The sequence below is a fragment of the Achromobacter sp. FW305-C-30-7 genome (assembly GCF_058783105.1).
Map to the genome: position 1 here is coordinate 1415525 of NZ_JBYSYI010000001.1, position 23451 is coordinate 1438975.

The 23451-nt window shown below is 67.2% G+C and carries 19 protein-coding genes and 1 pseudogene; 15 read left to right on the plus strand and 5 right to left on the minus strand.

Features of this window, described 5'->3' with window-relative positions; translation table 11 throughout:
- Positions 1 to 31 precede the first annotated feature (31 nt).
- Together cysG and AC3WOB_RS06590 are read right to left on the minus strand one after the other, a co-directional pair.
- Positions 32 to 1447: a siroheme synthase CysG gene (gene cysG / locus AC3WOB_RS06585; RefSeq protein WP_492274562.1), complete on the minus strand. Its 1416-nt coding sequence runs from the start codon at positions 1445 to 1447 to the stop codon at positions 32 to 34.
- Positions 1448 to 1550: 103 nt separating this feature from the next.
- Entirely contained in the window at positions 1551 to 2135 is a 585-nt protein-coding gene (locus AC3WOB_RS06590) for an ANTAR domain-containing response regulator (protein WP_492274563.1), read from the minus strand.
- Between the two features lie 396 nt (positions 2136 to 2531).
- Here AC3WOB_RS06590 and AC3WOB_RS06595 point away from each other — a divergent pair, with 396 nt between their 5' ends.
- From AC3WOB_RS06595 to AC3WOB_RS06635, 9 genes and pseudogenes are all read left to right on the plus strand, one after another.
- Positions 2532 to 3833: a CmpA/NrtA family ABC transporter substrate-binding protein gene (locus AC3WOB_RS06595; RefSeq protein WP_492274564.1), complete on the plus strand. Its 1302-nt coding sequence runs from the start codon at positions 2532 to 2534 to the stop codon at positions 3831 to 3833.
- 13 nt (positions 3834 to 3846) lie between these two features.
- A complete protein-coding gene (gene ntrB / locus AC3WOB_RS06600; RefSeq protein ID WP_013395744.1) occupies positions 3847 to 4677 on the plus strand; it encodes a nitrate ABC transporter permease in 831 nt (276 codons plus the stop codon).
- Positions 4678 to 4681: 4 nt separating this feature from the next.
- Positions 4682 to 5557 (plus strand): ABC transporter ATP-binding protein, encoded by an 876-nt coding sequence (locus AC3WOB_RS06605; protein WP_492274565.1) that lies wholly within the window; start codon positions 4682 to 4684, stop codon positions 5555 to 5557.
- 8 nt (positions 5558 to 5565) lie between these two features.
- A pseudogene (locus AC3WOB_RS06610) lies at positions 5566 to 6783 on the plus strand (NAD(P)/FAD-dependent oxidoreductase); the annotation flags it as partial.
- Positions 6784 to 6801: 18 nt separating this feature from the next.
- On the plus strand, positions 6802 to 9519 hold the full coding sequence (locus tag AC3WOB_RS06615) for a nitrate reductase (protein WP_492274566.1): 2718 nt from the start codon (positions 6802 to 6804) through the stop codon (positions 9517 to 9519).
- A gap of 126 nt (positions 9520 to 9645) precedes the next feature.
- Entirely contained in the window at positions 9646 to 10371 is a 726-nt protein-coding gene (locus AC3WOB_RS06620; RefSeq protein WP_013395740.1) for a hypothetical protein, read from the plus strand.
- A gap of 83 nt (positions 10372 to 10454) precedes the next feature.
- A complete protein-coding gene (locus AC3WOB_RS06625) occupies positions 10455 to 10772 on the plus strand; it encodes an ElaB/YgaM/YqjD family protein (RefSeq protein WP_013395739.1) in 318 nt (105 codons plus the stop codon).
- A 69-nt stretch (positions 10773 to 10841) separates the two neighbouring features.
- Positions 10842 to 11258, plus strand: a complete 417-nt coding sequence (locus AC3WOB_RS06630; RefSeq protein ID WP_013395738.1) for a phage holin family protein — start codon at positions 10842 to 10844, stop codon at positions 11256 to 11258.
- A 3-nt stretch (positions 11259 to 11261) separates the two neighbouring features.
- A complete protein-coding gene (locus AC3WOB_RS06635; RefSeq protein WP_013395737.1) occupies positions 11262 to 11630 on the plus strand; it encodes a hypothetical protein in 369 nt (122 codons plus the stop codon).
- Positions 11631 to 11696: 66 nt separating this feature from the next.
- Here the strand turns inward: AC3WOB_RS06635 and ubiD are convergent, their stop codons facing one another.
- On the minus strand, positions 11697 to 13241 hold the full coding sequence (gene ubiD / locus AC3WOB_RS06640; protein WP_492274567.1) for a 4-hydroxy-3-polyprenylbenzoate decarboxylase: 1545 nt from the start codon (positions 13239 to 13241) through the stop codon (positions 11697 to 11699).
- An 82-nt stretch (positions 13242 to 13323) separates the two neighbouring features.
- Between ubiD and AC3WOB_RS06645 the strand changes: the two genes are divergently transcribed.
- Complete coding sequence (locus tag AC3WOB_RS06645) at positions 13324 to 14145, plus strand: lytic transglycosylase domain-containing protein (protein ID WP_013395734.1); 822 nt, start codon at positions 13324 to 13326, stop codon at positions 14143 to 14145.
- Between the two features lie 58 nt (positions 14146 to 14203).
- Here AC3WOB_RS06645 and AC3WOB_RS06650 read toward each other — a convergent pair whose 3' ends face one another.
- Positions 14204 to 15364 (minus strand): pyridoxal phosphate-dependent aminotransferase, encoded by a 1161-nt coding sequence (locus AC3WOB_RS06650; RefSeq protein WP_492274568.1) that lies wholly within the window; start codon positions 15362 to 15364, stop codon positions 14204 to 14206.
- Between the two features lie 43 nt (positions 15365 to 15407).
- On the opposite strand from AC3WOB_RS06650, the gene AC3WOB_RS06655 reads away from it, so the two are divergent.
- The 4 genes from AC3WOB_RS06655 (at position 15408) to AC3WOB_RS06670 (ending at position 20400) form a co-directional block, all read left to right on the plus strand.
- The gene (locus AC3WOB_RS06655) at positions 15408 to 16295 is read left to right on the plus strand and encodes an FAD-binding protein (RefSeq protein ID WP_492274569.1); all 888 of its coding nucleotides are present in this window, start codon (positions 15408 to 15410) and stop codon (positions 16293 to 16295) included.
- Positions 16296 to 16437: 142 nt separating this feature from the next.
- Positions 16438 to 18726, plus strand: a complete 2289-nt coding sequence (locus AC3WOB_RS06660; RefSeq protein ID WP_492274570.1) for an NADP-dependent malic enzyme — start codon at positions 16438 to 16440, stop codon at positions 18724 to 18726.
- Positions 18707 to 19936 carry a patatin-like phospholipase family protein gene (locus AC3WOB_RS06665; RefSeq protein WP_492274571.1) on the plus strand — a complete coding sequence of 410 codons (1230 nt, stop codon included), beginning with the start codon at positions 18707 to 18709 and terminating at the stop codon, positions 19934 to 19936. Before AC3WOB_RS06660 ends, AC3WOB_RS06665 begins: the two co-directional genes overlap by 20 nt.
- Positions 19933 to 20400, plus strand: a complete 468-nt coding sequence (locus tag AC3WOB_RS06670) for a barstar family protein (RefSeq protein ID WP_492274572.1) — start codon at positions 19933 to 19935, stop codon at positions 20398 to 20400. The genes AC3WOB_RS06665 and AC3WOB_RS06670 overlap by 4 nt, the downstream gene beginning before the upstream one ends.
- 10 nt (positions 20401 to 20410) lie before the next feature.
- Here AC3WOB_RS06670 and AC3WOB_RS06675 read toward each other — a convergent pair whose 3' ends face one another.
- Entirely contained in the window at positions 20411 to 21142 is a 732-nt protein-coding gene (locus tag AC3WOB_RS06675) for a 16S rRNA (uracil(1498)-N(3))-methyltransferase (RefSeq protein ID WP_492274573.1), read from the minus strand.
- Between the two features lie 266 nt (positions 21143 to 21408).
- Here AC3WOB_RS06675 and tkt point away from each other — a divergent pair, with 266 nt between their 5' ends.
- Positions 21409 to 23445 (plus strand): transketolase, encoded by a 2037-nt coding sequence (gene tkt / locus AC3WOB_RS06680; protein ID WP_492274574.1) that lies wholly within the window; start codon positions 21409 to 21411, stop codon positions 23443 to 23445.
- The last annotated feature ends 6 nt before the right edge of the window (positions 23446 to 23451 follow it).

A 23451-nucleotide genomic window follows, 5' to 3' on the forward strand; every position in this document is an offset into this window, starting at 1 on the left:
GGCCTGGCGAGGTCGGCCTGTGCTCACTGCGTCAGGCCGCCATGCACTCCACCCGCCCCTCCAGGTGCTGGCCGAACCACTGCAGTTGCGATGCCAATCCCGCCACCTCGCCCACGATCAAGAGCGCGGGGGAGCGGATGGCGTGCTCGGCGGCCAGGACCGGCAGTTGCTCCAGCGTGCCGGACAGCACGCGCTGCTCGGGCCGGCTGCCGTTCTCGATCAGGGCGAAGGGCGTGTGTGGCGCGCGGCCATGGGCCAGCAGGCGGCCGGTCAGCAGATCCAGTTGCCCAACGCCCATGTAGAAAGCCAGGGTCTGTTTTTCACGGGCCAGCGCGGGCCAGTCCAGGTTGTCTTCGTCTTCGCGGCAGTGCGCGGTGATCAGGCGGACGGACTGAGCGTGTTCCCGATGCGTCAACGGGATGCCGGCGTAGGCCGCACAGGCCAGCGCGGCGGTGATGCCCGGCACCACTTCATAGCGCACGCCATGCGCGCGCAGGTACTCCAGCTCTTCGCCGCCCCGGCCGAAGATGAAGGCGTCGCCGCCCTTGAGCCGCACCACGCGGCGGCCGGCGCGCGCATGCTCGACCATCAGCTTGTGGATGCGCGCCTGGGTGGCGTTGTGGTCCTCGCCGGGCAGCTTGCCGACCGATACGCGTTCGGCGTCGCGGCGCGCCAGCGACATGACCTCGCTGCTGACCAGGCGGTCATGCAGGATGACGTCGGCTTCATTCAGCGCGCGCAGCGCTTTCAGCGTCAACAGGCCGGGGTCGCCGGGTCCAGCGCCCACCAGTACCACGCTGCCGGCGTCGGGCGCACGCGGCGCCGCCAATGCCGCCGCCAGCGCGGCCTCGGCCTGGGCCGGCTGTTGCTGGCGCAGGAAGCCGGCCACCGGGCCGTCCAGCAGCCAATCGTAGAAGCGGCGGCGCGCGCCCAGGTCGGGATGGCTGGCGCGGATGCGCTTGCGGTAGCTGGCGGCCAGCCCGGCCAACTGGCCCAGGGTATGGTCGAACAAGGATTCGATGCGTTCGCGGATGCGCCGCGCCAGCACGGGCGCCACGCCAGACGAGGAAATCGCGACGATGACGGGCGAGCGGTCGACGATGGAAGGCACCTGGAAGGACGACAGCTCAGGATCGTCCACCACGTTGCTGAAGATGCGCCGGGCGACGGCGGCCTCGGACACGGCGGCGTTGGTGTCGCGGTCATCGGTGGCGGCGACCACCAACCAGACCTCGTCGAGCCAGGCGGGATTGAAACGGCCGGACAGATGGCGAATGCGGCCTTCAGCGGCCAGGGCGGCCAGGGCGGGCGTCAGTTCCGGCGCGCCCAGCAACACGTCGGCCGAGGCTTCCAGCAGCGCGAGCGTCTTGCGTTCGGCGACGGCGCCGCCGCCTACCACCAGGACCAGCCTGTCTTTCAGATCGGCAAAAATCGGGAAAAGCTTCATGAATGCCCGCCTCGGGCGTACCCGGCATAGTGTCGTTGGATCATAGGAAGGGGGCTTCATCCCCACAACTTTTGATTTCTTTGTTCCATATAACCAAAGCTTATTAAGTGGATTTGCCCAGCCAGGCGCTCATCTCCACGACTTCCCGGGCGAGCTCGCCCAGCCGTTTCTGGCTTTGCATGGCGCGTTGGCGCAGCAGGCCGTGGGCCTCGTCCTCGGAAATCGAACGCGCCTTCATCAGGATGCCCTTGGCCTTTTCCACCCACTGGCGGTCAGCCAGGCGCGATTGCGCTTCGCGCAGTTCTTCACGCCGCGACTTCTCCATGGCGAAGCGTTCGATCGCCACCGTCAAGAGCGGCTCGATGCGGCCGGCTGGCACGTCGCCCACCACGTAGGCCGCGACGCCGGCGCGCAAGGCGCTGCGTATGGTTTCGCGATTGCCGTTATCGGTGAACATGACGACCGGGCGATCGCTGTGTTCGCTGGCCACGCAAACGTTCTCCAGCGTGTCCCGGCCGGGCGCGTCGCTGTCGATCAGCACCACGTCGGGCGCCGCCTGCGCGATGGCGGCGGCCAGATCCATGTCCGGCGCCATTTCGGCCACGACGCGCACGCCTGCCGCGGCGAGCGTCTGCCGCAGCGACGCCGCGCGTCCTTCGCCATCGTTGAGCAGCATGACCTTGAGCATGTGATTCCCCTCTGATGCGTCCAGTCATGCAAGTTCCATGCCACCGCGTTTTGCGGCGCAGGCCGCTGGGGCGCGCACAGCGGCGGAGCGCGGACCGCACGCGGATGGTGCGCTGCCGCAACCGGCTGCGCACCAAGTTGGTTCACGCCCTGTTTTCCGCCATCCCTGACGCCGCGGCGCAACGCCAGGCCGCGCCAGCGCAGGCGCGGCCTGGCAGCCCATCGGGCCATGGTTTTTTCTTTCTGGCACAGCATTTGCTTCAGTGGAATCGGGCTGCCAACGAAGGTGGTCCGATGCAACGCGCCGCGATCAGCGGTCAGGGACAACGACGTTCCGCAGCGCCACCGGATAGGAATCCATGGCGCGCGGGACGTTTTTTTTTGCCAGGAGCCATGCATGACGCCATCGACCCGTAGCCCCTCCACCGACGCCGCCGCCGGCGGGGACCTCAGCGCCAACGCCGGACGCCGCAAATGGCTTTGCGGCACGGCGCGCGCGGTGGCCGGCGCCAGCTTGCTGTCGCTGGTCGACCCGCTGGTGCGCGCCGGCGCCTGGGCCGCCGGCACCGACGCGCCGGAGAAGACCGAGGTCAAGATCGGCTTCATTCCGCTGACCGATTGCGCTTCGGTCGTGATGGCTTCGGTGCTGGGCCTGGACAAGAAGCACGGCGTGACGATCACGCCTTCCAAGGAAGCCTCCTGGGCCGCCGTGCGCGACAAGCTCATGAACGGCGAACTGGACATGGCGCACGTGCTGTACGGCATGGTCTACGGCGTGCATATGGGCGTAGGCGGGCCGAAAAAGGACATGGCCGTGCTGATGAGCCTGAACCAGAACGGCCAGGCCATCACGCTGTCGAACAAGCTGCTGGAGGCGGGCGTGCGCGACGGCGAATCGCTGGCCAAATTGATGGCGTCCGACAAGCGCGAATACACCTTTGCGCAGACCTTTCCCACCGGCACGCACGCGATGTGGCTGTATTACTGGCTGGCTTCCTACGGCATCCATCCCATGAAGGACGCCAAGGTCATCACCGTGCCGCCGCCGCAGATGGTGGCCAACATGCGGGTGGGCAACATGGATGGCTACTGCGTGGGCGAACCCTGGGGCGCGCGCGCCATCCTCGACAAGATCGGCTACACGGCCGTTACCTCGCAGGGCATCTGGACCGACCACCCCGAGAAGGTGCTGGGCACGAGCGCGGACTTCGTGTCGCGCCATCCGAACACCGCGCGCGCGGTCACGGCCGCGATACTCGAGGCCGGTAAATGGATCGACGCCTCGCCCGCCAACCGCCAGAAAACCGCCGAGACCATCGCGGCCAAATCCTACGTCAACACGGATGCCAGCGGCATCGTCGACCGCATGCTGGGCCGCTACGAGGACGGGCTGGGCAAGCGCTGGACCGACGAGCATGCCATGCGCTTTTACGCCGATGGTTCCGCCAACTTCCCGTACCTGAGCGATGGCATGTGGTTCCTCACCCAGCACAAGCGTTGGGGGCTGCTCAAAGATCATCCCGATTACCTGGCGGTGGCGAAACAGATCAACCGCATCGACCTCTACAAGCAGGCGGCGCAGGCCGCCGGCGCGCCGCTGCCGGCCAGCGAGATGCGCAGCTCGAAACTCATAGACGGTGTGGTCTGGGACGGCAGCAACCCTGCGTCCTACGCCGACGGATTCAAGGTCAAGGTCTGAAAGGGAGCATGCAATGTCTAGCGTAACGACGATGAGCCGCGGCGATGAATTCATTGCCCTTTGGCGTGAACGCCTGGAGCTCGCGCTGCGGGCCGTGGTGGGGCCCGTGGCGGGCTTCGCATTGTTTGTGCTGGTGTGGCAGGTGGTGGCGCTGCGGATACCGGAAATTCCCACGCCCGGCGTCACTTGGCGTGCGGCCGTCGAACTCTTTTCCGATCCGTTCTACGACAACGGCCCGAATGACAAAGGCATAGGCTGGAACCTGCTGGCATCGCTGGAACGCGTGGCGATCGGCTTCGGCCTGGCCGCGCTGATCGGGATTCCGGCGGGTTTCGCCATCGGCCGCTATGCGGCGGTGCGGGCCATGTTCTCGCCCATCGTCAGCCTGCTGCGGCCGGTGTCGCCGCTGGCGTGGCTGCCGCTGGGGCTGTTGCTGTTCAAGGCGGCCAACCCGGCCGCCATCTGGGCCATTTTCATCTGTTCGATCTGGCCCATGATCATCAACACCGCGGTCGGCGTGTCGCGCGTGCCGCAGGACTACCTGAACGTGGCGCGGGTGCTGAACCTGTCCGAATGGAAAGTAACCACCAAGGTGCTGCTGCCCGCCGTGCTGCCCTACGTGCTGACCGGCGTGCGGCTGTCCATCGGTACCGCCTGGCTGGTGATCGTGGCGGCGGAAATGCTGACCGGCGGCACCGGCATTGGCTTCTGGCTCTGGGACGAATGGAACAACCTGAAAGTGGAGCACATCGTCATCGCGATTTTTGTGATCGGCATCGTGGGGCTGCTGCTGGAAACCCTGCTGGTCGCCCTGGCCCGCCGTTTCACCTATACCGAGGAATAGCGCCATGAAGAAATACGTACGCATCGAGCGCGTGGGTCAGACGTTCAACACCCGCAAGGGCGCATTCGTGGCGCTGCGCGATATCGACCTGACCGTGGAACAGGGCGAGTTCATCACCTTGATCGGCCATTCCGGTTGCGGCAAGTCGACCTTGCTCAATCTCATCGCCGGCCTGAGCCGCCCCACCAGCGGCGTGCTGCTGTGCGCTGAGCGCGAGATCACCGGCCCCGGCCCGGACCGCGCCGTGGTGTTCCAGAACCATTCGCTGCTGCCGTGGCTGAGCTGCTTCCAGAACGTGTACTTGGCGGTGGAACGGGTGTTCGGCGCGACGGAAAAGCGCGCGCAGCTGAACGAGCGCACACGCGCCGCGCTGGAACTGGTGGGCCTGTTGCCGGCGCAGAATAAGCTGCCGCGCGAAATATCCGGTGGCATGAAGCAGCGCGTGGGCATTGCGCGAGCGCTGGCGATCGAGCCGGGCGTGCTGCTGATGGACGAGCCCTTCGGCGCGCTCGATGCGCTGACTCGCGCGCACCTGCAAGACGAGTTGCTGAAGATCGTCGCCAAGACGCGCACCACCACTGTCATGGTCACGCACGACGTGGATGAAGCCGTGCTGCTATCCGACCGCATCGTGATGCTGACCAATGGCCCGGCTGCGACCATCGGCGAGATCCTGCCGGTGCCCTTGTCCCGGCCGCGCGACCGCGTACGGCTGGCCAATGACGCGGACTATCTGGCGTGCCGCGCCGCGGTGGTGGATTTTCTGCATCGTCGCCATGGCAACCCGGAGCGTTCGCAGGCGGCGCACCAGGCCAATGCGGCCCTGACGGTGGACCCGCAGCCACTGGCCGAGGCCGGCGCATCGCGCGCAGCCGCCTAGAGGCAGCCATGGATGCGAAGCAGAAGCTGGTGGTGGTCGGCAACGGCATGGCGGGCATGCGCACGCTGGAAGAACTGCTGAAGCTGGCGCCCGATCTGTACGAGATCACGGTGTTCGGCGCTGAGCCGTATCCCAACTACAACCGCATCCTGCTGTCGCCGGTGCTGACGGGCGAGCAGAGCTTGCGGGACATCGTGCTTAATGACGAGGACTGGTACGCCTGTCACGGCATTCGTCTGCTGCTCGAGCGCAAGGTGGTCGCCGTGAATCGCGCGCGCCGGGTGGTGCTGGCCGATGATGGCACCGAGGCGCCCTATGACCGGCTGCTGCTGGCCACGGGCTCGAATCCGTTCATTCTGCCGGTGCCCGGTAGCGACCTGGACGGCGTCATCGCCTTTCGCGATATCGGCGACGTGAACCGGATGATAGAGGCGTCATCGCGCTACCGGCACGCAGTGGTGATAGGCGGCGGCCTGCTGGGCCTGGAGGCTGCCAACGGCCTGGCCGCGCGCGGCATGGACGTGTCCGTGGTGCATCTGGGAGAATCGCTGCTGGACCGGCAGCTGGACGAAGGCGCCGCAGCCATGCTGCGCCGTGGCCTGGAGGCGCGTGGCCTGAAGTTCCTGCTGGGGCGGCAGACCCGCGAGATCCTGGGCGGGACCGACGGACGAGTGCGCGCGCTGCGCTTCGCGGACGGCGAAGAGATTCCGGCGGACCTGGTGGTGATGGCTGTGGGCGTCAGGCCCAACACCGAACTGGCCGAGCGTTGCGGCCTGCATGTGAATCGCGGCGTGGTGGTCAGCGATACCTTGCAGACCTATGACCCGCGCATCTACGCCGTGGGCGAATGCGTGAGCCATCGCGGCACCGCCTACGGGCTGGTCGCGCCCCTGTACGAACAAGCGAAAGTGGCGGCCAATCACCTGGCGCTGCATGGCATCGGGCGCTACCAAGGCAGCGTGACTTCGACCCGTCTCAAGGTCACCGGCATCGACCTGTTTTCCGCCGGCGATTTCGCGGGAGGCGAGCAGACCGAAGCGATCACGCTGGCCGATACCCCGGGCGGCGTCTACAAGAAACTGGTGATCCGCGACGACAAGCTGGTGGGCGCCTGCCTGTATGGCGACACGGCGGACAGCGCCTGGTATGTGCGGCTGATCCGCGAGGGCCGGCGTATCGGCGCCCTGCGCGAGCGGCTCATGCAGGGCGAAGGCGCGGCGGGGGAATAGGAAATGGATGCGCCCATGGCTCGTCGGATCGATATCGTGGACGCGGCGCCGCAAGGCGTGCGCGAAGTGGCGTCGGTATGCTGCTATTGCGGCACCGGCTGCGGCGTGCGGGTAGAGACGCGCGATGGCGCCGTGTTGCGCGTGCGCGGCGACGAGCAGCATCCCGCCAACCGCGGCAGGCTGTGCAGCAAAGGCCTGGCGTTGGCGGACACGGTGCGGCGCGACGGCGCGCGGGTGCTGTCGGCGCAATGGCGCGAGACACGCGGCCAGGCCATGCGCAGCATCGCGCTGGAGCAGGCGCTGGATATCGCGGCGGCCAAGCTGGCCGACACGATTGCGCGGCATGGGCCGGACGCCGTGGGCTTCTATCTGTCGGGGCAGTTGCTGACCGAGGACTACGCCGTTTTCAACAAGCTGGCGCGCGCGCTGGCCGGCACCAACAACATCGACACCAATTCGCGCCTGTGCATGTCCAGCGCGGTGTCGGGCTACAAGCGCACCCTGGGCGCGGACGCGCCGCCCGCCTGCTACGAAGACCTGGACCTGGCGGACACGGTGCTGATCGCCGGCTCCAACATGGCGTATGCGCATCCCGTGCTGTTCCGGCGGCTGGAGGCCGCGCGGGCGCTGCGCCCGGGCATGAAGGTGATCGTCGCGGACCCGCGGCGCACCGATACCGCGGCGTTCGCCGACCTCCACCTGCAGTTGGCGCCAGGCACCGACGTGGCTCTGTTCCACGCCATGCTCAATGTCATGGAGCAGGAGGGCTTGCTGGACCACGGCTACATCCAGCGCCATACCGAGGGCTTCGAGGCGCTGATGCAGCGTGCGCGGCAGTACACGCCGCAAGCGGCGCAGGCGATTTGCGGCGTGCCGGCAGCGGACATCGTCCAGGCGGCGCGCTGGTTCGGCGCGGCGGGTGCGGCGCTGTCGCTCTACACCATGGGCTTGAACCAGTCGACCAGCGGCACCGACAAGAACGCCGCGCTGATACACCTGCATCTGGCGACCGGGCAGATCGGCAAGTCGGGCGCGGGGCCATTCTCGTTGACGGGGCAACCCAATGCGATGGGCGGCCGGGAGGCCGGCGGCATGGCCACGCTGCTGCCGGGCCACCGCGATCCCGCATCGCCCTCGGATCGCGCGGAAACCGCCGCGTTGTGGGGCGTGGACGCCTTGCCGCAGGAGCCGGGCGCCACCGCGCTGGAGATGTTCGACGCGGTGCTGGAAGGGCGCATCAAGGTGCTGTGGATCGCGGCCACCAACCCGGCGCAGTCCTTGCCGGATCAGGCCCGGGTTCGCGCGGCGCTGGAGCGCGCCGAGTTCGTCATCGTGCAGGAGGCGTACGCGAGCACCGAGACATTGGCCTACGCCGACCTGGTGCTGCCGGCCGCCACTTGGCCCGAGAAATCCGGCACGGTCACCAATTCGGAACGGCGCATCAGCCGGGTGCGCGCGGCGATCGATCCGCCAGGCGACGCGCAGCCGGACTGGCGCCTGGCGCAGGCGGTCGCGCTGCGCCTGGCTGCCCGCATGGCCCCGCACAAGGCGGCGCTGTTCGCCTACCGGGATGAAAGCGAAGTCTTTGCCGAGCATGCCCGTACGACGGCGGGCCGGGACTTGGACTACAGCGCGCTGGATTACGCGACACTGCACGCGCACGGACCGCAGCAATGGCCCTACCGGCAAGGGCAAGGCACGGCGCGCCTGTATGCCGATGGCGTGTTTCCCACCGCCAGCGGACGCGCGCGGTTCTGCGACGTGGAGTACCGGCCGGTCGCCGAAGCCATTACGCCGCAGTATCCGCTGCGGCTCACTACCGGCCGCCTGCGCGACCACTGGCACACCATGGCGCGTACGTCCCTGGCCCGCGCGCTGACGCAGCATGTCGAGGAACCCTGGGTGTCCATGCATCCCGAGGATATGCGCCGGTTGGCGTTGGCGCCCGGCGCGCTGGCCAGGCTGGCCTCGCGCCGGGGTAGTGTGGTGCTACCCGTGCAGGCGGATGATGCGCTGGCGCCTGGGCAGGTGTTCCTGCCCATGCATTGGGGCAGCGCCTATATGGCCGGGCTGGGGGTGAATGCGCTGACCAATCCGGCCGCCGATCCCATCTCGCGCCAGCCTGAACTTAAGCACTGCGCCGTGTCCGCGGAACCGGCCGGTCTGGCGTGGCAGGCCTCCGGCTGGCTGCAGGGCGACGGCGCCACGCTGCGCGCGCGGCTGGCGCCGTGGCTGCGGCGCTTCGACTACGCGGTGGTCCTGCCGGTGGGCGCGGGCGGCGTGCGCATGCGCCTGGCGGCCTGCGCCGCGCCGCCGGCGCAGGAGCTGGCAGCGATGGCGGATGCGCTGGGCCTGCTCGAGCCCGATGTGGCTTTCGACGACCCCGCGCGCGGCCAGATGCGCAGGGTCAGGGTGGCGCATGGCGCCTTGTATGGCTTCCTGCTGGCCGGCGACCTGCGGGCGCAGGATGCGCTGCTGTCCTGGGCCGGCGGCGGCGATGCGCCGGCCAGCGTGGCGGCGCTGCTGACGGGGCGGATCGCGGGGGCCGTCCGCTCGCGCGCGGTCTGCGTCTGCAACGGCGTGAGCGAGGCCGCGATCCTGGCCGGCATCGCTCAAGGCTGCGATCTGGCGGCCTTGAAATCCACCCTGGGCTGCGGCACCGGCTGCGGTTCCTGCGTGCCGGAGATCCAGGCGCTGATCGGCCGCGCCGCACTTGCTGGCACCCCTGCGTAGCCGCCGCTGGCGCGGCCGCGCCGACACGTTCCGACACGCGCCGGGCTTTGCAACCGGTGTAGTATCAAGCCAACCCTGCGCCAGGCGCGGGCGGTTTTTTCCGGATTCATGGAGTGGCTTGTGACGATGCGAAAAATGGCATCCCTGGTTTTTACGGTGGGCGCGCTGGGCGCGGCCGCTGCGGCGCAGGCCGGCGTGTGCGATGCGCAGTTCATGCATGACGGCGGCGCGGTGCAACTGACCGGCACCGGCAACCTGGCGCTGGGCGCCGACCTGACCTTCGCCGAAGTTACAAAAAGCAATGGCGACAACTGCCGCGCGCGCGTGCAAGGCGTGGCCACGTTCAGTTATGCCGGCCTGCCGCCAGGCAAGTCCAAGCTGGACTACCTGATGACGGTCAAGGGCGGCCAGGCCACCTTCCTGCGCTATGCCAGCGCGGGCGAAGCGCCCAAGCCTTCCGAAGGCCAGTTCGACCTGCGCATGCTGGGTCTCTTCGCCTATGACGGCCAGCTTAGCGCCGGCCAGAAGCTGCCCGGCTCGTCCTTCCGTCTGAAGATCGGCAAGGAAGCGCCGGTGGGCGGCCAGCCCAGCACCACCGTGCGCATCGGCGAGAAAACCGTGGGCCAGAAGACGTCGGTGAAGACGGCCCTGGGCTCGCAGTCCTGCCATCCGATCACCTACACCCGCAACTCCGATCCCACCATGGCCACGTTCCAGGGGTTGACCATTCCCATCCCGGGCATGAACACCACCGTGACGGACTGGTACTGTCCGGCGATCAATCTGGTGATGAAGCAGGACATCGATCAGGGCGGCGTCAAGTCCGCCGTTGAGATTACGCAAATCAAGTAGCACCCCGTAGCAAGCGCGCCGTGTGTCCCGCATGGCGGCTGGTATGATGGTTCCGTCATTGACACACAACAGGAGCTCAAATAATGGCCACGAGAAAATCCGAAGAAGTCGCAAAAGAAAAACTCATCGACAGTGTCAAGTCCAGCCTGAATGACGCCGAAAGCCTGCTGCGCGAAGCCGCCAGCAGCACGGGCGACAAGGCCAACGAATTGCGCGACCGCGCGCTGACGTCCCTGAAGCGCACGCGCGAAGCCCTGTACGAAGCACAGGACGCCGTGTTGGAGCGCGGCCGCAAGGCTGCCCGCGCGACCGATGACTACGTGCACGACAATCCCTGGCAAGCCATCGGCATCGCAGGCGTGACCGGCCTGCTGCTTGGCTTGCTGATCAGCCGCCGCTGATAGGGCAGGACATCCGGGCGGGCGGCGCGGGCGCAAGGCCGCGCTTCCCGCCCGGCGTCCTTTTCAGCCATGGGTCTACGAAAATCTGTTTTCGGCGTTGCCTCCAGCGTGGTCGGGCTGTTGCGCACGCGCCTGGAATTGCTGGCGCTGGAAGCGGCGGACGAAAAAGCGCGCCTGCTCAAGCTTTTGGGCATGGCGTTTGCTGCGCTGCTGTTCCTGACGCTGGCGGTGCTGGTCTTCACCGTCACGGTCGCGGTGGCGTTCTGGCCCACTGAAGACCGCTATCTGGCCCTGGGCCTGCTGGCGGGTTTCTACGGTCTGGTCGGCGTGGCCTTGCTGGTGGCGGTGCGCCACGGGCTGGTCTATGGCGCGCCGCCGTTCTCCGCCACGCTCGAAGAGCTCGGGCGCGACGCCGAACTGCTGGAGCGGGTGCGCGACGCGCAGGACGACGACGAAGCGCAGGCGCGCCGGCGCGAGGAGGGCTGAAGCATGACGAAAAGGTCTCCCACCGTCGACCGCGCCGTGCGCATCGAATTGCTGCGCGCCCGCGCCGCCATCGAACGCGAATCGCTGGCGCAAAGCATCGCGTCAACCGGACGCAAGCTGGAACCTGCCGCGCTCCTCAAGGGACTGCTGCCGGGCCTGGCCTCGGGCGGCGCATCGCGCTGGGCCTTGCAGGCCATCAGCCTGGCGCGGCGCTATCCCATCGTCAGTTCATCGTTGTCCGCCATGATCATGCGCGGCGGCAAGCGCTCCAAGCTCTTGAAGATCGCCGGCGGCGCCTTTGTCGGCTGGCAATTGTTCAAGGCCTGGCAGAACTCGCGCCGCGATGATGATGCGGCGACTGGCCAACGCTGACGCTGCGGCTTTGCCCAATAAAAACCCGCCATGCAGGCGGGTTTTTTTATGGTGCGAGCCCGGAACTCAAAGGCCCAACTGCCCCCACATCTCATCCACCCGCTTCTTGACGTCCGCATCCATGGCGATAGGCGTGCCCCATTCGCGGTTGGTCTCACCGGGCCACTTGTTGGTGGCATCCATGCCCATCTTGCCGCCCAAGCCGGAGACCGGCGAGGCGAAGTCCAGGTAGTCGATGGGGGTGTTCTCCACCAGCAAGGTGTCGCGCACCGGATCCATGCGGGTGGTCATCGCCCACACCACTTCCTTCCAGCCGCGCGGGTTGATGTCCTCGTCCACCACCACGATGAATTTGGTGTACATGAACTGGCGCAGGATGCTCCACAGGCCGAACATGACGCGCTTGGCGTGGCCGGCGTATTGCTTGCGGATCGAGACCACCGCCAGGCGGTAGCTGCAGCCTTCCGGCGGCAGGTAGAAGTCCACGATTTCCGGCAACTGGCGGCGCAGCAGCGGCACGAAGACCTCGTTGAGCGCCACGCCCAGCACCGCGGGCTCGTCTGGCGGTTTGCCGGTGTAGGTGGAGTGGTAGATGGGATTGCGCCGCATCGTGATCCGCTCCACCGTGAAGACGGGGAACCAGTCCTGCTCGTTGTAGTAGCCGGTATGGTCGCCATAGGGGCCTTCCAGCGCCATTTCGTAATCGGTATTCGGCGGCGGGTTGACGCCTTCGGGCACGACCGGCGCGATGGCGCGCGGGTCGGAGGACGGCAGCAGATGGCCTTCCAGCACGATTTCCGCCCAGGCCGGCACGGACAGGTCGCTGCCCAGGGCCTTGGCGACCTCGGTGCGGGAACCGCGCAGCAGGCCCGCGAACTGGTATTCGGACAGGCTGTCGGGCACGGGCGTGACCGCGCCCAGCGTGGTGGCCGGATCGGCGCCCAGGGCGACGGCGATGGGGAAGGGCGTGCCGGGATGCGCCAGGGCGTGGTCGCGGAAGTCCAGCGCGCCGCCGCGGTGCGACAGCCAGCGCATGATCAGTTTGTTGGGGCCCAGCAGTTGTTGGCGGTAGATGCCCAGGTTCTGGCGGCGCGCGTTGGGGCCGCGCGTGATCACCAGGCCCCAGGTCAAGAGCGGCGCCACGTCGCCGGGCCAGCAGGTCTGGATCGGCAGGCGGTTCAGGTCCACGTCCTTGCCTTCCCAGACGATTTCCTGGCAGGCGGGGCTTTTGACGTTCTTGGGGCTCATGTCCCACAGCGCGGATTTCAGCATCGAGACCTTGGCCAGCGCGTCGCGCAGGCCCTTGGGCGCTTCGGGTTCGCGCAGCGATGCCAGCAGTTCGCCGATGTCGCGCAGGGCGCTGACGTCGTCGGCGCCCATGCCGCGGGCCACGCGGGCCGGGGTGCCGAACAGGTTGGTCAGCACCGGCATCTGCGCGGGCTGCCCGTTGTGCTGCGCGTTTTCAAACAGCAGGGCGGGCCCTTCCGCGCGCAGGACACGGTCCGATATTTCAGTCATTTCCAGCCGGGTGGACACCGGCGCAGCGATGCGTCTGAGCTCGCCCATGCGTTCAAGTTGGGCGATGAAGTCTCTAAGGTCGCGGTATTTCACTACAGATCCCAGCTATTTGGTTACATGTTGGGTAGACAGAGAGGTTAACATTGACTCCCTCTTTTTTAACGCAGGAGGTTTTATGCCCGATGCGTCAGTGGCCAGCCTGTTCCGAAGCCTGGCCCAAGGAGTGCACCAATATCTTGCCGAGTCCCTGCGCATCTGCTCCGTTTATCTGGGCATTGCGGTCATTGTGACGGTAAGCATGGGATTCGCCCTGCCTGGTTTGCGCGACCAGGCATTGCAAGTGCACAAAGCCTTGTTGACCGCCCTAGCGCCTTCATCCATGCAAACCGGCGTCGAATCCGAAGCCGGTTCCGAACTGGGTTCCGACAGTGCGTCGGCAATTGCCATGGCCGTTCCCACTGCCCCCGCCAGCAATGCCACCGGCATGCTGGGGCCAGCCCGTGTCGCCCCGCCGGCGCCCAAGAAGCCTGCCGTGATGACCGCCACCGGTCCTCAGGCGGAAGCCTTGCGCAACTATATTTCGCGCAAGTACAAGGTCGCCTATGACGCCACCGGCCCGCTCTTGAACGTCGTGTACAAGGTCAGCCGCGAAAAGCAGCTGGACCCGCTGCTGGTGCTGGCCGTGATCGCCATCGAGTCCCGCTACAACCCCCTGGCCGAAAGCCATGTGGGCGCCCAGGGGCTGATGCAGGTGATGACCAGCGTGCACCAGGACAAATTCGACGCGGTCGGCAAGACCGCGCTGGATCCCGCCGCCAATATCGGCGTGGGCGCCACCATCCTGCGCGACTGCATCAACCGCCGCGGTTCGGTGGATGGCGGCCTGGCCTGTTACGTGGGTTCCACGGGACCGGACGACAACGGCTATGGCGCCAAGGTGCAGGCGGAACGCCGGCGCCTGGCGCTGGCCTCCGGCATCGCGCTGGCGCGCGACTGACAGCCGGCCCGGCCCGATTGCAAAGCGCGTCCCCTGCGGACGCGCTTTGTTTTTGGGGTCAGCCTTGCAGCAGGCGGCCGATGCGGGCGACCGCCTCCTCCAGCCGGTCCAGGCCGGTGGCATAGGAAAAGCGCATGGTGTGGCCGCCATGGGCCGGCCCGAAGTCCAGGCCCGGCACGGCGGCCACGCCGGCTTCCAGCAGCAGGCGCTGCGAGAACGCGGCGCTGTCCATACCCAGGTTGGCGATGTCGGCATAGATATAGAAAGCGCCGTCCGGCTTGACCGGCACCTGGATGCCCAGGCGCTCGAATTCCGGCAGCAGGTAGTCGCGGCGCTGCTTGAAGGCTTCGCGGCGGTGCTCGAAGGTCTTCATGGCGCCCGGCGAGAAGCAGGCCAGCGCAGCGTGCTGCGCCAGCGTGGGCGCGCAGATCGCCAGGCTGGCGGCGATTTTCTCCACCGGCGCCACCATGTCCTCGGGCACGATCATCCAGCCCAGGCGCCAGCCCGTCATGTGGAAGTACTTCGAGAAGCTGTTGATGACAATGACGTCGTCGTCCAGGGTCAGGGCCGAGCGTGGTTGGCCTTCGTAGGACAGGCCCAGATAGATTTCATCGACGATGGCGAAGCCGTCGCGGGCGCGGACCTGCGCCAGCAATTCGGCCAGTTCGCCGTGGTCGATGGACGTGCCGGTGGGGTTGCTCGGCGAGGCGACCAGCACCCCCTGGGTGGCGGGCGTCCAGTGGCTGGCCACGTCCTGCGCCGACAGCTGGAAGCGCTTGGCCGCCGTGCTGGGGATCAGGCGCGGCACGCCGCCCGCCGCCAGTACGAAATTGCTGTTGGCGGGGTAGGACGGATCCGGCATCAGCACTTCGCCGCCCTGGTTGACCAGCGCCGCGCAGGCCAGCGTCAGGGCGCCCGAGGCGCCCGCGGTGACGATGACGCGGGCCGGATTGATCTTGGCGCCGAACTGCTCGTGGTAGAACTGGGCGATGGCCTCGCGCAGCGGCGTCAGGCCGGCCGAGGGGCTGTAGCCGCTGAGGCCGGCGCGCGCCGCGCGCTCCAGCGCTTCCACGACCTGGGGGGGCGCGGTAAAGTCCGGTTCGCCGATGCCCAGGCTGATAATGTCCTTGCCCGCCGCCTGCAGCGCTTGCGCCTGCTTGAATAGTTCCATTACCTGGAAGGTCAGGAAATCATTGGTGCGATGGGCGAGGCGGGGCATCGGATTCTCGAAGGCGTTTCGTAGCGAAAAAGGAATTGTAGTCATGCAGCCATCCCGGCGCGCTTTCCTCCTGGGCCGTCGTCCGGCCCGCAGCCCGTGGTCGGCCTTCATGGAGCGGCTGGCCCTGCTGTGCCAGGGATCCGTCCGAGATCTGGGCGAGGCGGAAGAGGGCGGCCCCCGCGGCGTGCTGGCAGCGGCGCGGGACGCGGACGTGGCGCATGCGCGCACGCTTTGCGCCGAATACCGCGTGACGCTGGCGCTGGCGGGAGCCGAAGGACCGTTCGAGGCGACCCGCGGCCCGCTCCTGCGGGTGGATCCGTCCGCCCTGACCGGGCTGGTGCGCCTGTCCGGCGATACCGGGCGCTGGCGCGCGCAGCCTGGGACGTTGGTGGCGGCGCTGGCCGAGGCCGGGTTGAGGCAGTTCGCCGGCCTGCCCGCGGACCTGACGCTGGCCGCGTGGCTGGCGGCCAAGGCCAACTGGCCCGCCGGGCGCTGCGCGGACTCGGGGGTGCTGGCCCTGGACGTGATGCTGGCGGACGGCATCGAGGAAACCCTGGGACCCTTCGGCGAGTCGGACGTCCAGCCCCTGCGTTCCGCCACGGTGCAGCGCCTGATCCCGGCGTTGTTCCAGCTGGCTTCGGGCGGCGATGCCTTCGCCACCCGGGACGGCGAGCGCTGGCTGGGCCGCTACCGGCTGGACGCCCTGAAGCCGGAAGCGCCCGCCACCGTCAACCTGGCGCATCTGCTGCTGGGACACGGCGGCACGCTGGCCTGGGTGCAGACGGTGACGCTGGCTGAGGCCGCGCCCGCGCCGCAAGCGCCCGTGGGCGGGGACGAGCCGCCCGGCCTGGCTACCACCCGGCTGGATTCCCGGGTGAAGGCGCTATTCGATCCCGATGGCCGTTTTCCCCTATTCCACATTGCGGAATAGCGACAATTTGTAAGCCGGCGCTAACATGGGATGCGCATGCTTATCCAAGGGGCAGGCGGGGATTGCCGAGGTATCGCGGCGTCCGCCATCGGAATAGAATTCCCCCCTTTCGTGTCACACACTCTAGCTAGTAGACGCCCCTATGGATGCCAATCTCCGCAAAGCCGCCCTTGAATACCATGAGCTTGGTCGCCCCGGCAAAATCTCGGTTACGCCGACCAAGCAGCTCACCAATCAGCGCGACCTGGCCCTGGCGTACTCGCCTGGAGTGGCGGCAGCCTGTGAAGAAATCGTTGCGGACCCGGCCAATGTGTACCGCTATACGGCGCGCGGCAACTTGGTCGGCGTGATCACCAACGGCACCGCGGTGCTGGGCCTGGGCAACATCGGCGCGCTGGCCTCCAAGCCGGTGATGGAAGGCAAGGCTGTGCTGTTCAAGAAGTTCGCCGGCCTGGACGTCTTCGACATCGAAATCAACGAGACCGACCCGGACAAGCTGGTCGAGATCATCGCCGGCTTGGAAGCCACCTTCGGCGGCATCAATCTTGAAGACATCAAGGCGCCGGAATGCTTCACCGTGGAGCGCAAGCTGCGCGAGCGCATGAAGATTCCGGTCTTCCATGACGACCAGCACGGCACCGCGATCTGCGTGTCCGCCGCCTTCATCAACGGCCTGAAGGTCGTGGGCAAGGACATCAAGCAGGTCAAGGTGGTGACTTCCGGCGCAGGCGCGGCCGCGCTGGCCTGCCTGGACCTGATGGTGGACCTGGGCCTGCCGCTGGAAAATGTCTGGGTCACCGACATCGAAGGCGTGGTCTACGAAGGCCGCACCGTGCTGATGGACCCGGACAAGGCGCGCTTCGCGCAGAAGACCGAGGCCCGCAAGCTGGCCGAGGTGATCCAGGACGCCGACGTGTTCCTGGGCCTGTCGGCCGGCGGCGTGCTCAAGCCCGAGATGGTCGCGGCGATGGGTCCGCGCCCGCTGATCCTGGCGCTGGCCAACCCCACGCCCGAGATCCTGCCGGAACTGGCGCAATCGGTGCGCGACGACGTGGTCATGGCGACCGGCCGTTCGGACTATCCGAACCAGGTCAACAACGTGCTGTGCTTCCCCTACATCTTCCGCGGCGCGCTGGACGTGGGCGCCACCACCATCACCCGCGAAATGGAAAAGGCGGCGGTCTACGCCATCGCCGAGCTGGCCGAGGAAGAGCAGAACGAAGTCGTGGCGGCGGCCTATGGCACCTACGATATTTCCTTCGGTCCTGAGTACCTGATTCCCAAGCCTTTCGATCCGCGCCTGATCGTGCGCATCGCCCCGGCGGTGGCCAAGGCCGCGATGGAAGGCGGCGTGGCCACGCGTCCGCTGGCGGACCTGGAAGCCTACGAAGAGCAGTTGCAGCAGTTCGTGTACCACTCGGGCGCCTTCATGAAGCCGCTGTTCTCGGCGGCCAAGCGTATCGTGCGCGAAGGCGCTCCGGCCCGCATCGTGTTTGCCGAAGGCGAAGACGAACGCGTGCTGCGCGCGGTGCAGGTGATCGTGGACGAAGGCCTGGCCCGTCCCATCCTGGTGGGCCGTCCGTCGGTGCTGCTGACCCGCATCGAAAAGCTGGGCCTGCGGCTGCGCCTGGGCGAGGACGTCGAAGTCACCAACCCGGAATACGACGAGCGCTTCCACCAGTACTGGACCACGTACTGGGAACTGATGTGCCGTCGTGGCATCACCAAGGAAATGGCGCGCGTGGAAATGCGCCGCCGCATGACCCTGATCGGCGCGATGATGGTGCGCCTGGGTGATGCCGACGGCATGGTCTGCGGTTCGGTGGGCGCGTACCACGACCATCTGCGCTTCGTGGACGAAGTCATCGGCCGTCGCCCTGGGCACAATGTGTACGCCGCCATGAACATCCTGCTGCTCAACGAGCGTACGGTGGTGCTGGTGGACACGCATGTCAACGACGAACCCTCGGCCGAGCAGATCGCCGAATTCACCATCGCCGCCGCCAACGAGATGCGCCGCATGTATCTGGCACCCAAGATCGCGCTGCTGTCGCGTTCGAACTTCGGTTCGGGCAGTTCGGCCTCGGGCGCGAAGATGCGCCGCGCGCTCGAACTGGTGCGCCAGGTGGCGCCGGACCTGGAGATCGACGGCGAAATGCATGGCGACTGCGCGCTGGATGAAGCGCTGCGCATGCGTATCCTGCCGTCGTCCACGCTCAAGGGCCAGGCCAACCTGCTGGTGTGCCCGAACGTGGACTCGGGCAACATCGCCTACAACCTGCTCAAGACGGCCGCGGGCGGCAACGTGGCGGTGGGTCCGTTCCTGCTGGGCGCGAACGCGCCGGTGCACATCCTGACCTCCAGTTCCACCGTGCGCCGCATCGTCAACATGACCGCGATGACGGTGGTCGATGTCAATACACCGCGTTGATGTGACGCCACCCGGTCCGGCGTGCCCGCGCACGCCGACCGGCCTGGTCCTGACCGGAGGCGGCGCCCGCGCCGCCTATCAGGTGGGCGTGCTCAGCGCCATCATGGAGTTGCTGGATCCGGACTGGCACTCGCGCTTTCAAAATCCTTTCCACATAATCTGCGGCACCTCCGCCGGCGCCATCAACGCCGCCGCGCTGGCCTGCCGCGCCGACCGGCCCCATCTGGGCGTGCGCCGCATCCGCCGGCTGTGGTCCTCCCTGAATACCGACATGATCTACCGGGCCGATGCGCCCGGCCTGATCCGTACCGGCGTGCGCTGGCTGGGCTTGCTGTCGCTGGGGTGGATGTACTCGGGCCTGACGCGCAAGCGGCCCCATTCGCTGCTGGACAACAGCCCCATGCAGGGCTTGCTGGAGCGGGTGCTGGACTTCCAGCACCTGCGCACCAATCTTGAAAGCGGCGCGCTGTCGGCGTTGGCGATCACGGCCTCGGGCTACACCAGCGGCGAGCACTTGACCTTCTACCAGGCGCACACGCCCATCGAGCCCTGGCACCGCTATCTGCGGCTGGCGCTGCCCACGCCCATCGGCATCGACCACCTGATGGCCTCGTCCGCCATTCCCTTCGTCTTCCCGGCCCGCCAGGTGCAGGTGCATGGCAAGGGGGAGTGGTGCGGCGACGGCTCGATGCGCCAGCTTGCGCCCATCAGTCCGGCGATACACCTGGGGGCGCATCGGGTGCTGGTGATAGGCACGGGCTTCCGCGATGAAACCCACCCTGAAAACCGCGAGGATTCGCCGCCTTATCCCTCGCTGGCGCAGGTCGGCGGACATGCGCTGGCCAGCATTTTCCTGGACGGCCTGTCGGCCGACGTCGAGCGCCTGGAGCGCATCAACTTCCTGATGGACCAGTCCGGTTCGGACGGCGGGCAGGGCCACGCGCGCCGCATCGAGGTCCTGACGATCACCCCCAGCCAGTCGCTGGATGTCATGGCGCTGGAACATTTGCAGGATATGCCGGCCCAGGCCCGTGCCCTTTTCCGCGTACTCGGTGTATCGTCCGACCCAGACCGTCCCGGCGGCGGGTCGCTGATGTCCTACCTCTTATTTGAATCCAGCTACACCAAGCGATTGATTGAACTGGGTTATGCCGATACGATGCAGCGTAACGACGAAGTGATCGCCTTTTTCAAGGGGGCTCAGGCATGACGCGCAATGGCCAATCTACTCTGCAGCGGCAGCTGATGCGCGGCGGTGCGCTGGCCCATGACGGGCTGGACAAGAAGGCCGTGGTGGATGCCGCCCATGAGCTTGGCCTGGCCCTGTTCGTCGCCAATTGCGATCCTGCCCGCAGCCGTTCCGCGGTGCTGCGCGCCATCGTCAAGGCAGTGGATTTCCCCGAGTACTTCGGCGGCAACCTGGACGCGCTCTACGACTGCCTGTGCGACACCGTGCTGGACCACAAGACCGGCGTGGTGCTGTGGCTGTACAAGCTGCATTCGGGCGATCCGGCGCTGGAAGAAGACGCTGGCCGCATCGAAACCGTTTGCTCCGACGCGGCGGATTTCGCGCGCGAAAACGGTCGTGTATTTGCGTATGTCGTCGAGCACGCCGGACGCCATCCGGACCCCGAACCCGGCGTGGCGGCAGCGCCCTACGGCGAAGACAACTGATCTGACCGTCCTACCAGGCCAGCAGCGCGCTGGCCGCCGACAGCAGCGCCAGTCCCGCGGTCTCGGTGCGCAGCACCCGGGGGCCGAAGCGCACGGCCTGCACGCCCGCCGCGCGGGCCTGGGCCAATTCCTTGTCCGACCATCCGCCTTCGGGCCCCACCAGCAAGGTCAGGGCCTGCAGGTTCGGCACGGCACGCAGCGCGCCGGCAAGGTCGTCACTCGCTTCGGGATGACACATTAGCCGCAGGCCATCGGCGGGCTGTTGCAGCCAGTCGGCCAGCGTGAGCGGGGCGTCCACCGCCATCAGCCGGTTGCGGCCGCATTGTTCGCTGGCGGATTGCGCGATGCGCTGCCAGTGCGCCACGCGCTTATCGAGCCGGGGGCCCGACAATTGCAGCACGCTGCGCTGCGCGGCGATGGGGCAGACGCGCGCGGCGCCCAGCTCCACGGCCTTTTCCACCACCCAGTCCATCTTGTCCCCGGAGGGCAGCCCCTGCACCAAAGTAACGCGTCCGGCCAGTTCGGCTTCGCGCGGCAGGAATTGGCCCAGCTGGGCAAAGCCGGCCTTGCCGTCCACCTCGAGCGTGGCGGGATATTCGCCGCCCTGGCCGTTGAACAGCGCCACGGCTTCGCCCGCGCGCAGCCGGAGGACGCGCAGCGCATGGTGCGCCAAGGCGTCCGGCAGCGCCACGCGGGCGCCGGCGGTCAGGGGGATGTCGCAGAAGAAACGGGGGGCTGACATGAATGTGCGCAAACTGATCTGATGTGGAGAAAGACTTTCTTGCCGCCGGGCCGTTCCAAGGCAAAAAACGCTTCTTGGGGAGCAGCTAGCCGGCGCAGCGGGCCCGGCGTGGGGGCGCTTGTTCTCGGGCCAGTAGCCTAGCACGGGGCCGCCTTCTGGCCGATGGCGTCGGGGAAACCCCTGGATGCTAAAATCCCATGCTTCGCAACCTACTCAACTGGCCCCTATTTCGATCGTAGGCCCGCCAGCTTCAAAGAGCCTTCCGAATGAGCAATCCGACCGCCCCTAAACTTGCCTTGGCGGATGCCATCCGCGCCCTCGCGATGGACGCCGTGCAACAAGCGAACTCCGGGCATCCGGGTGCTCCCATGGGCATGGCGGAAATCGCCCAGGCCTTGTGGGCCGGCAACCTGCGTCACAATCCCAAGGATCCCGCCTGGGCCAACCGCGACCGCTTCGTGCTGTCCAACGGCCACGGCTCGATGCTGATCTACGCCTTGCTGCACCTGACCGGCTACGACCTGCCGATCGAAGAACTGAAGAATTTCCGCCAGCTGCATTCCAAGACGCCGGGCCACCCCGAAGTGGGCATCACCCCGGGCGTGGAAACGACCACCGGCCCGCTGGGCCAGGGCCTGGGCAATGCCGTGGGCATGGCGCTGGCCGAAGCGCTGCTGGCCGCCGAGTTCAACAAGCCCGGCCACACGCTGGTCGACCATCACACCTACGCCTTCACCGGCGACGGCTGCCTGATGGAAGGCATCTCGCACGAAGTCTGCTCGCTGGCCGGCACGCTCAAGCTGGGCAAGCTGGTGGTGCTGTATGACGACAACGGCATTTCCATCGACGGCCACGTCGAGCACTGGTTCGCCGACGACACCGCCAAGCGCTTCGAAGGCTACGGCTGGAACGTGATCCGCGGCGTGGACGGCCATGACGTCGCGGCCGTGGACGCCGCCATCAAGGCTGCGCGCAAGCAATCGGAAAAGCCGACGCTGATCGTCTGCCGCACCGTCATCGGCAAGGGTTCGCCCAACATGGCCGGCACGCACAATGTGCACGGCGCGCCGCTGGGCAAGGACGAAATCGCCGCCACCCGCGCCGCGCTGGGCTGGTCGTCGGAGCCGTTCCAGATTCCGCAAGACATCTACGACGGCTGGGATGGCCGCAAGCAGGGCGCCGCCGCCCAGGCTGAATGGCAGTCGGCATTTGACGCCTATGCCGCCGAATTCCCCGCCGAAGCAGCCGAATTCACGCGCCGCATGAAGGGCGAAATGCCCGCCGGCTACGCCGAACAGTTCAAGGCGTTCCTGGACGCCACGCTGGAAAAAGCTGAAACCGTCGCCACCCGCAAGGCTTCGCAGTTCGCGATTACCGCCCTGGCTCCGCTGCTGCCGGAAATGCTGGGCGGTTCGGCCGACCTGACCGGTTCCAACTTCACCGACTGGAAGGGCGTTGCCGCCGTCCGCGCCGGCGACAAGGGTATCCAGTTCGGCCGCCACATCAACTACGGCGTGCGCGAATTCGGCATGGCCGCCATCATGAACGGCGTGGCCCTGCATGGTGGCTACCTGCCGTTCGGCGGCACCTTCCTGACGTTCTCCGACTACTCGCGCAACGCCATCCGCATGGCCGCGCTGATGAAGCAGCGTGTGGTGCACGTGTTCACCCACGACTCCATCGGCCTGGGCGAAGATGGTCCGACCCACCAGTCGATCGAACACGCCTCCAGCCTGCGCCTGATTCCCAACCTGTCGCTGTGGCGTCCTTGCGATACGGCCGAAACCGCCGTGGCCTGGAACGCGGCCGTGACGCGCCCGACCAGCATCGGCATGGACGTGCATGACGGCGGCCCGACGGCCCTGTTGCTGTCGCGCCAGAACCTGCCGTTCGTGCCGCGCGACGCCGCCACCGTCGAGGCCATCGCCCGCGGCGGCTATGTGCTGCGCGACGCCGAAGGCGCCCGCGCCGTCATCATCGCCACCGGCTCGGAAGTCGCCATTGCGCTGGATGCGCAGGCGCAGCTGGCCAAGGACGGCATCGCCGTGCGCGTGGTCTCCATGCCCAGCACCGACGTGTTCGACCGCCAGGACGCCGCCTGGAAGCAATCCGTGCTGCCCAAGGGCCTGCCGCGCGTGGCCGTCGAAGCCGGCATTACCGCCTTCTGGCACAAGTACGTGGGCCTGGAAGGCGCCGTCGTCGGCATCGACCGCTACGGTGAATCCGCGCCCGCCGGCGCACTGTTCAAGTTCTTCGGGCTGACCGCCGACAAGGTGGCCGAGACCGTCAAGCAAGTTTTGTAAAAAGGA

Bases quoted from the DNA above. Each gene is read 5' to 3' on its own strand.
- AC3WOB_RS06645 (WP_013395734.1), top strand. From the start codon at position 13,324: ATGCCCGATGCGTCAGTGGCCAGCCTGTTCCGAAGCCTGGCCCAAGGA.
- AC3WOB_RS06650 (WP_492274568.1), bottom strand. From the start codon at position 15,364: ATGCCCCGCCTCGCCCATCGCACCAATGATTTCCTGACCTTCCAGGTA.
- tkt (WP_492274574.1), top strand. From the start codon at position 21,409: ATGAGCAATCCGACCGCCCCTAAACTTGCCTTGGCGGATGCCATCCGC.
- AC3WOB_RS06660 (WP_492274570.1), top strand. From the start codon at position 16,438: ATGGATGCCAATCTCCGCAAAGCCGCCCTTGAATACCATGAGCTTGGT.
- AC3WOB_RS06665 (WP_492274571.1), top strand. From the start codon at position 18,707: ATGTCAATACACCGCGTTGATGTGACGCCACCCGGTCCGGCGTGCCCG.
- AC3WOB_RS06625 (WP_013395739.1), top strand. From the start codon at position 10,455: ATGGCCACGAGAAAATCCGAAGAAGTCGCAAAAGAAAAACTCATCGAC.
- AC3WOB_RS06615 (WP_492274566.1), top strand. From the start codon at position 6,802: ATGGCTCGTCGGATCGATATCGTGGACGCGGCGCCGCAAGGCGTGCGC.
- AC3WOB_RS06605 (WP_492274565.1), top strand. From the start codon at position 4,682: ATGAAGAAATACGTACGCATCGAGCGCGTGGGTCAGACGTTCAACACC.
- AC3WOB_RS06655 (WP_492274569.1), top strand. From the start codon at position 15,408: ATGCAGCCATCCCGGCGCGCTTTCCTCCTGGGCCGTCGTCCGGCCCGC.
- AC3WOB_RS06620 (WP_013395740.1), top strand. From the start codon at position 9,646: ATGCGAAAAATGGCATCCCTGGTTTTTACGGTGGGCGCGCTGGGCGCG.
- AC3WOB_RS06675 (WP_492274573.1), bottom strand. From the start codon at position 21,142: ATGTCAGCCCCCCGTTTCTTCTGCGACATCCCCCTGACCGCCGGCGCC.
- AC3WOB_RS06590 (WP_492274563.1), bottom strand. From the start codon at position 2,135: ATGCTCAAGGTCATGCTGCTCAACGATGGCGAAGGACGCGCGGCGTCG.
- AC3WOB_RS06595 (WP_492274564.1), top strand. From the start codon at position 2,532: ATGACGCCATCGACCCGTAGCCCCTCCACCGACGCCGCCGCCGGCGGG.
- ntrB (WP_013395744.1), top strand. From the start codon at position 3,847: ATGTCTAGCGTAACGACGATGAGCCGCGGCGATGAATTCATTGCCCTT.
- AC3WOB_RS06630 (WP_013395738.1), top strand. From the start codon at position 10,842: ATGGGTCTACGAAAATCTGTTTTCGGCGTTGCCTCCAGCGTGGTCGGG.
- AC3WOB_RS06670 (WP_492274572.1), top strand. From the start codon at position 19,933: ATGACGCGCAATGGCCAATCTACTCTGCAGCGGCAGCTGATGCGCGGC.
- cysG (WP_492274562.1), bottom strand. From the start codon at position 1,447: ATGAAGCTTTTCCCGATTTTTGCCGATCTGAAAGACAGGCTGGTCCTG.
- AC3WOB_RS06635 (WP_013395737.1), top strand. From the start codon at position 11,262: ATGACGAAAAGGTCTCCCACCGTCGACCGCGCCGTGCGCATCGAATTG.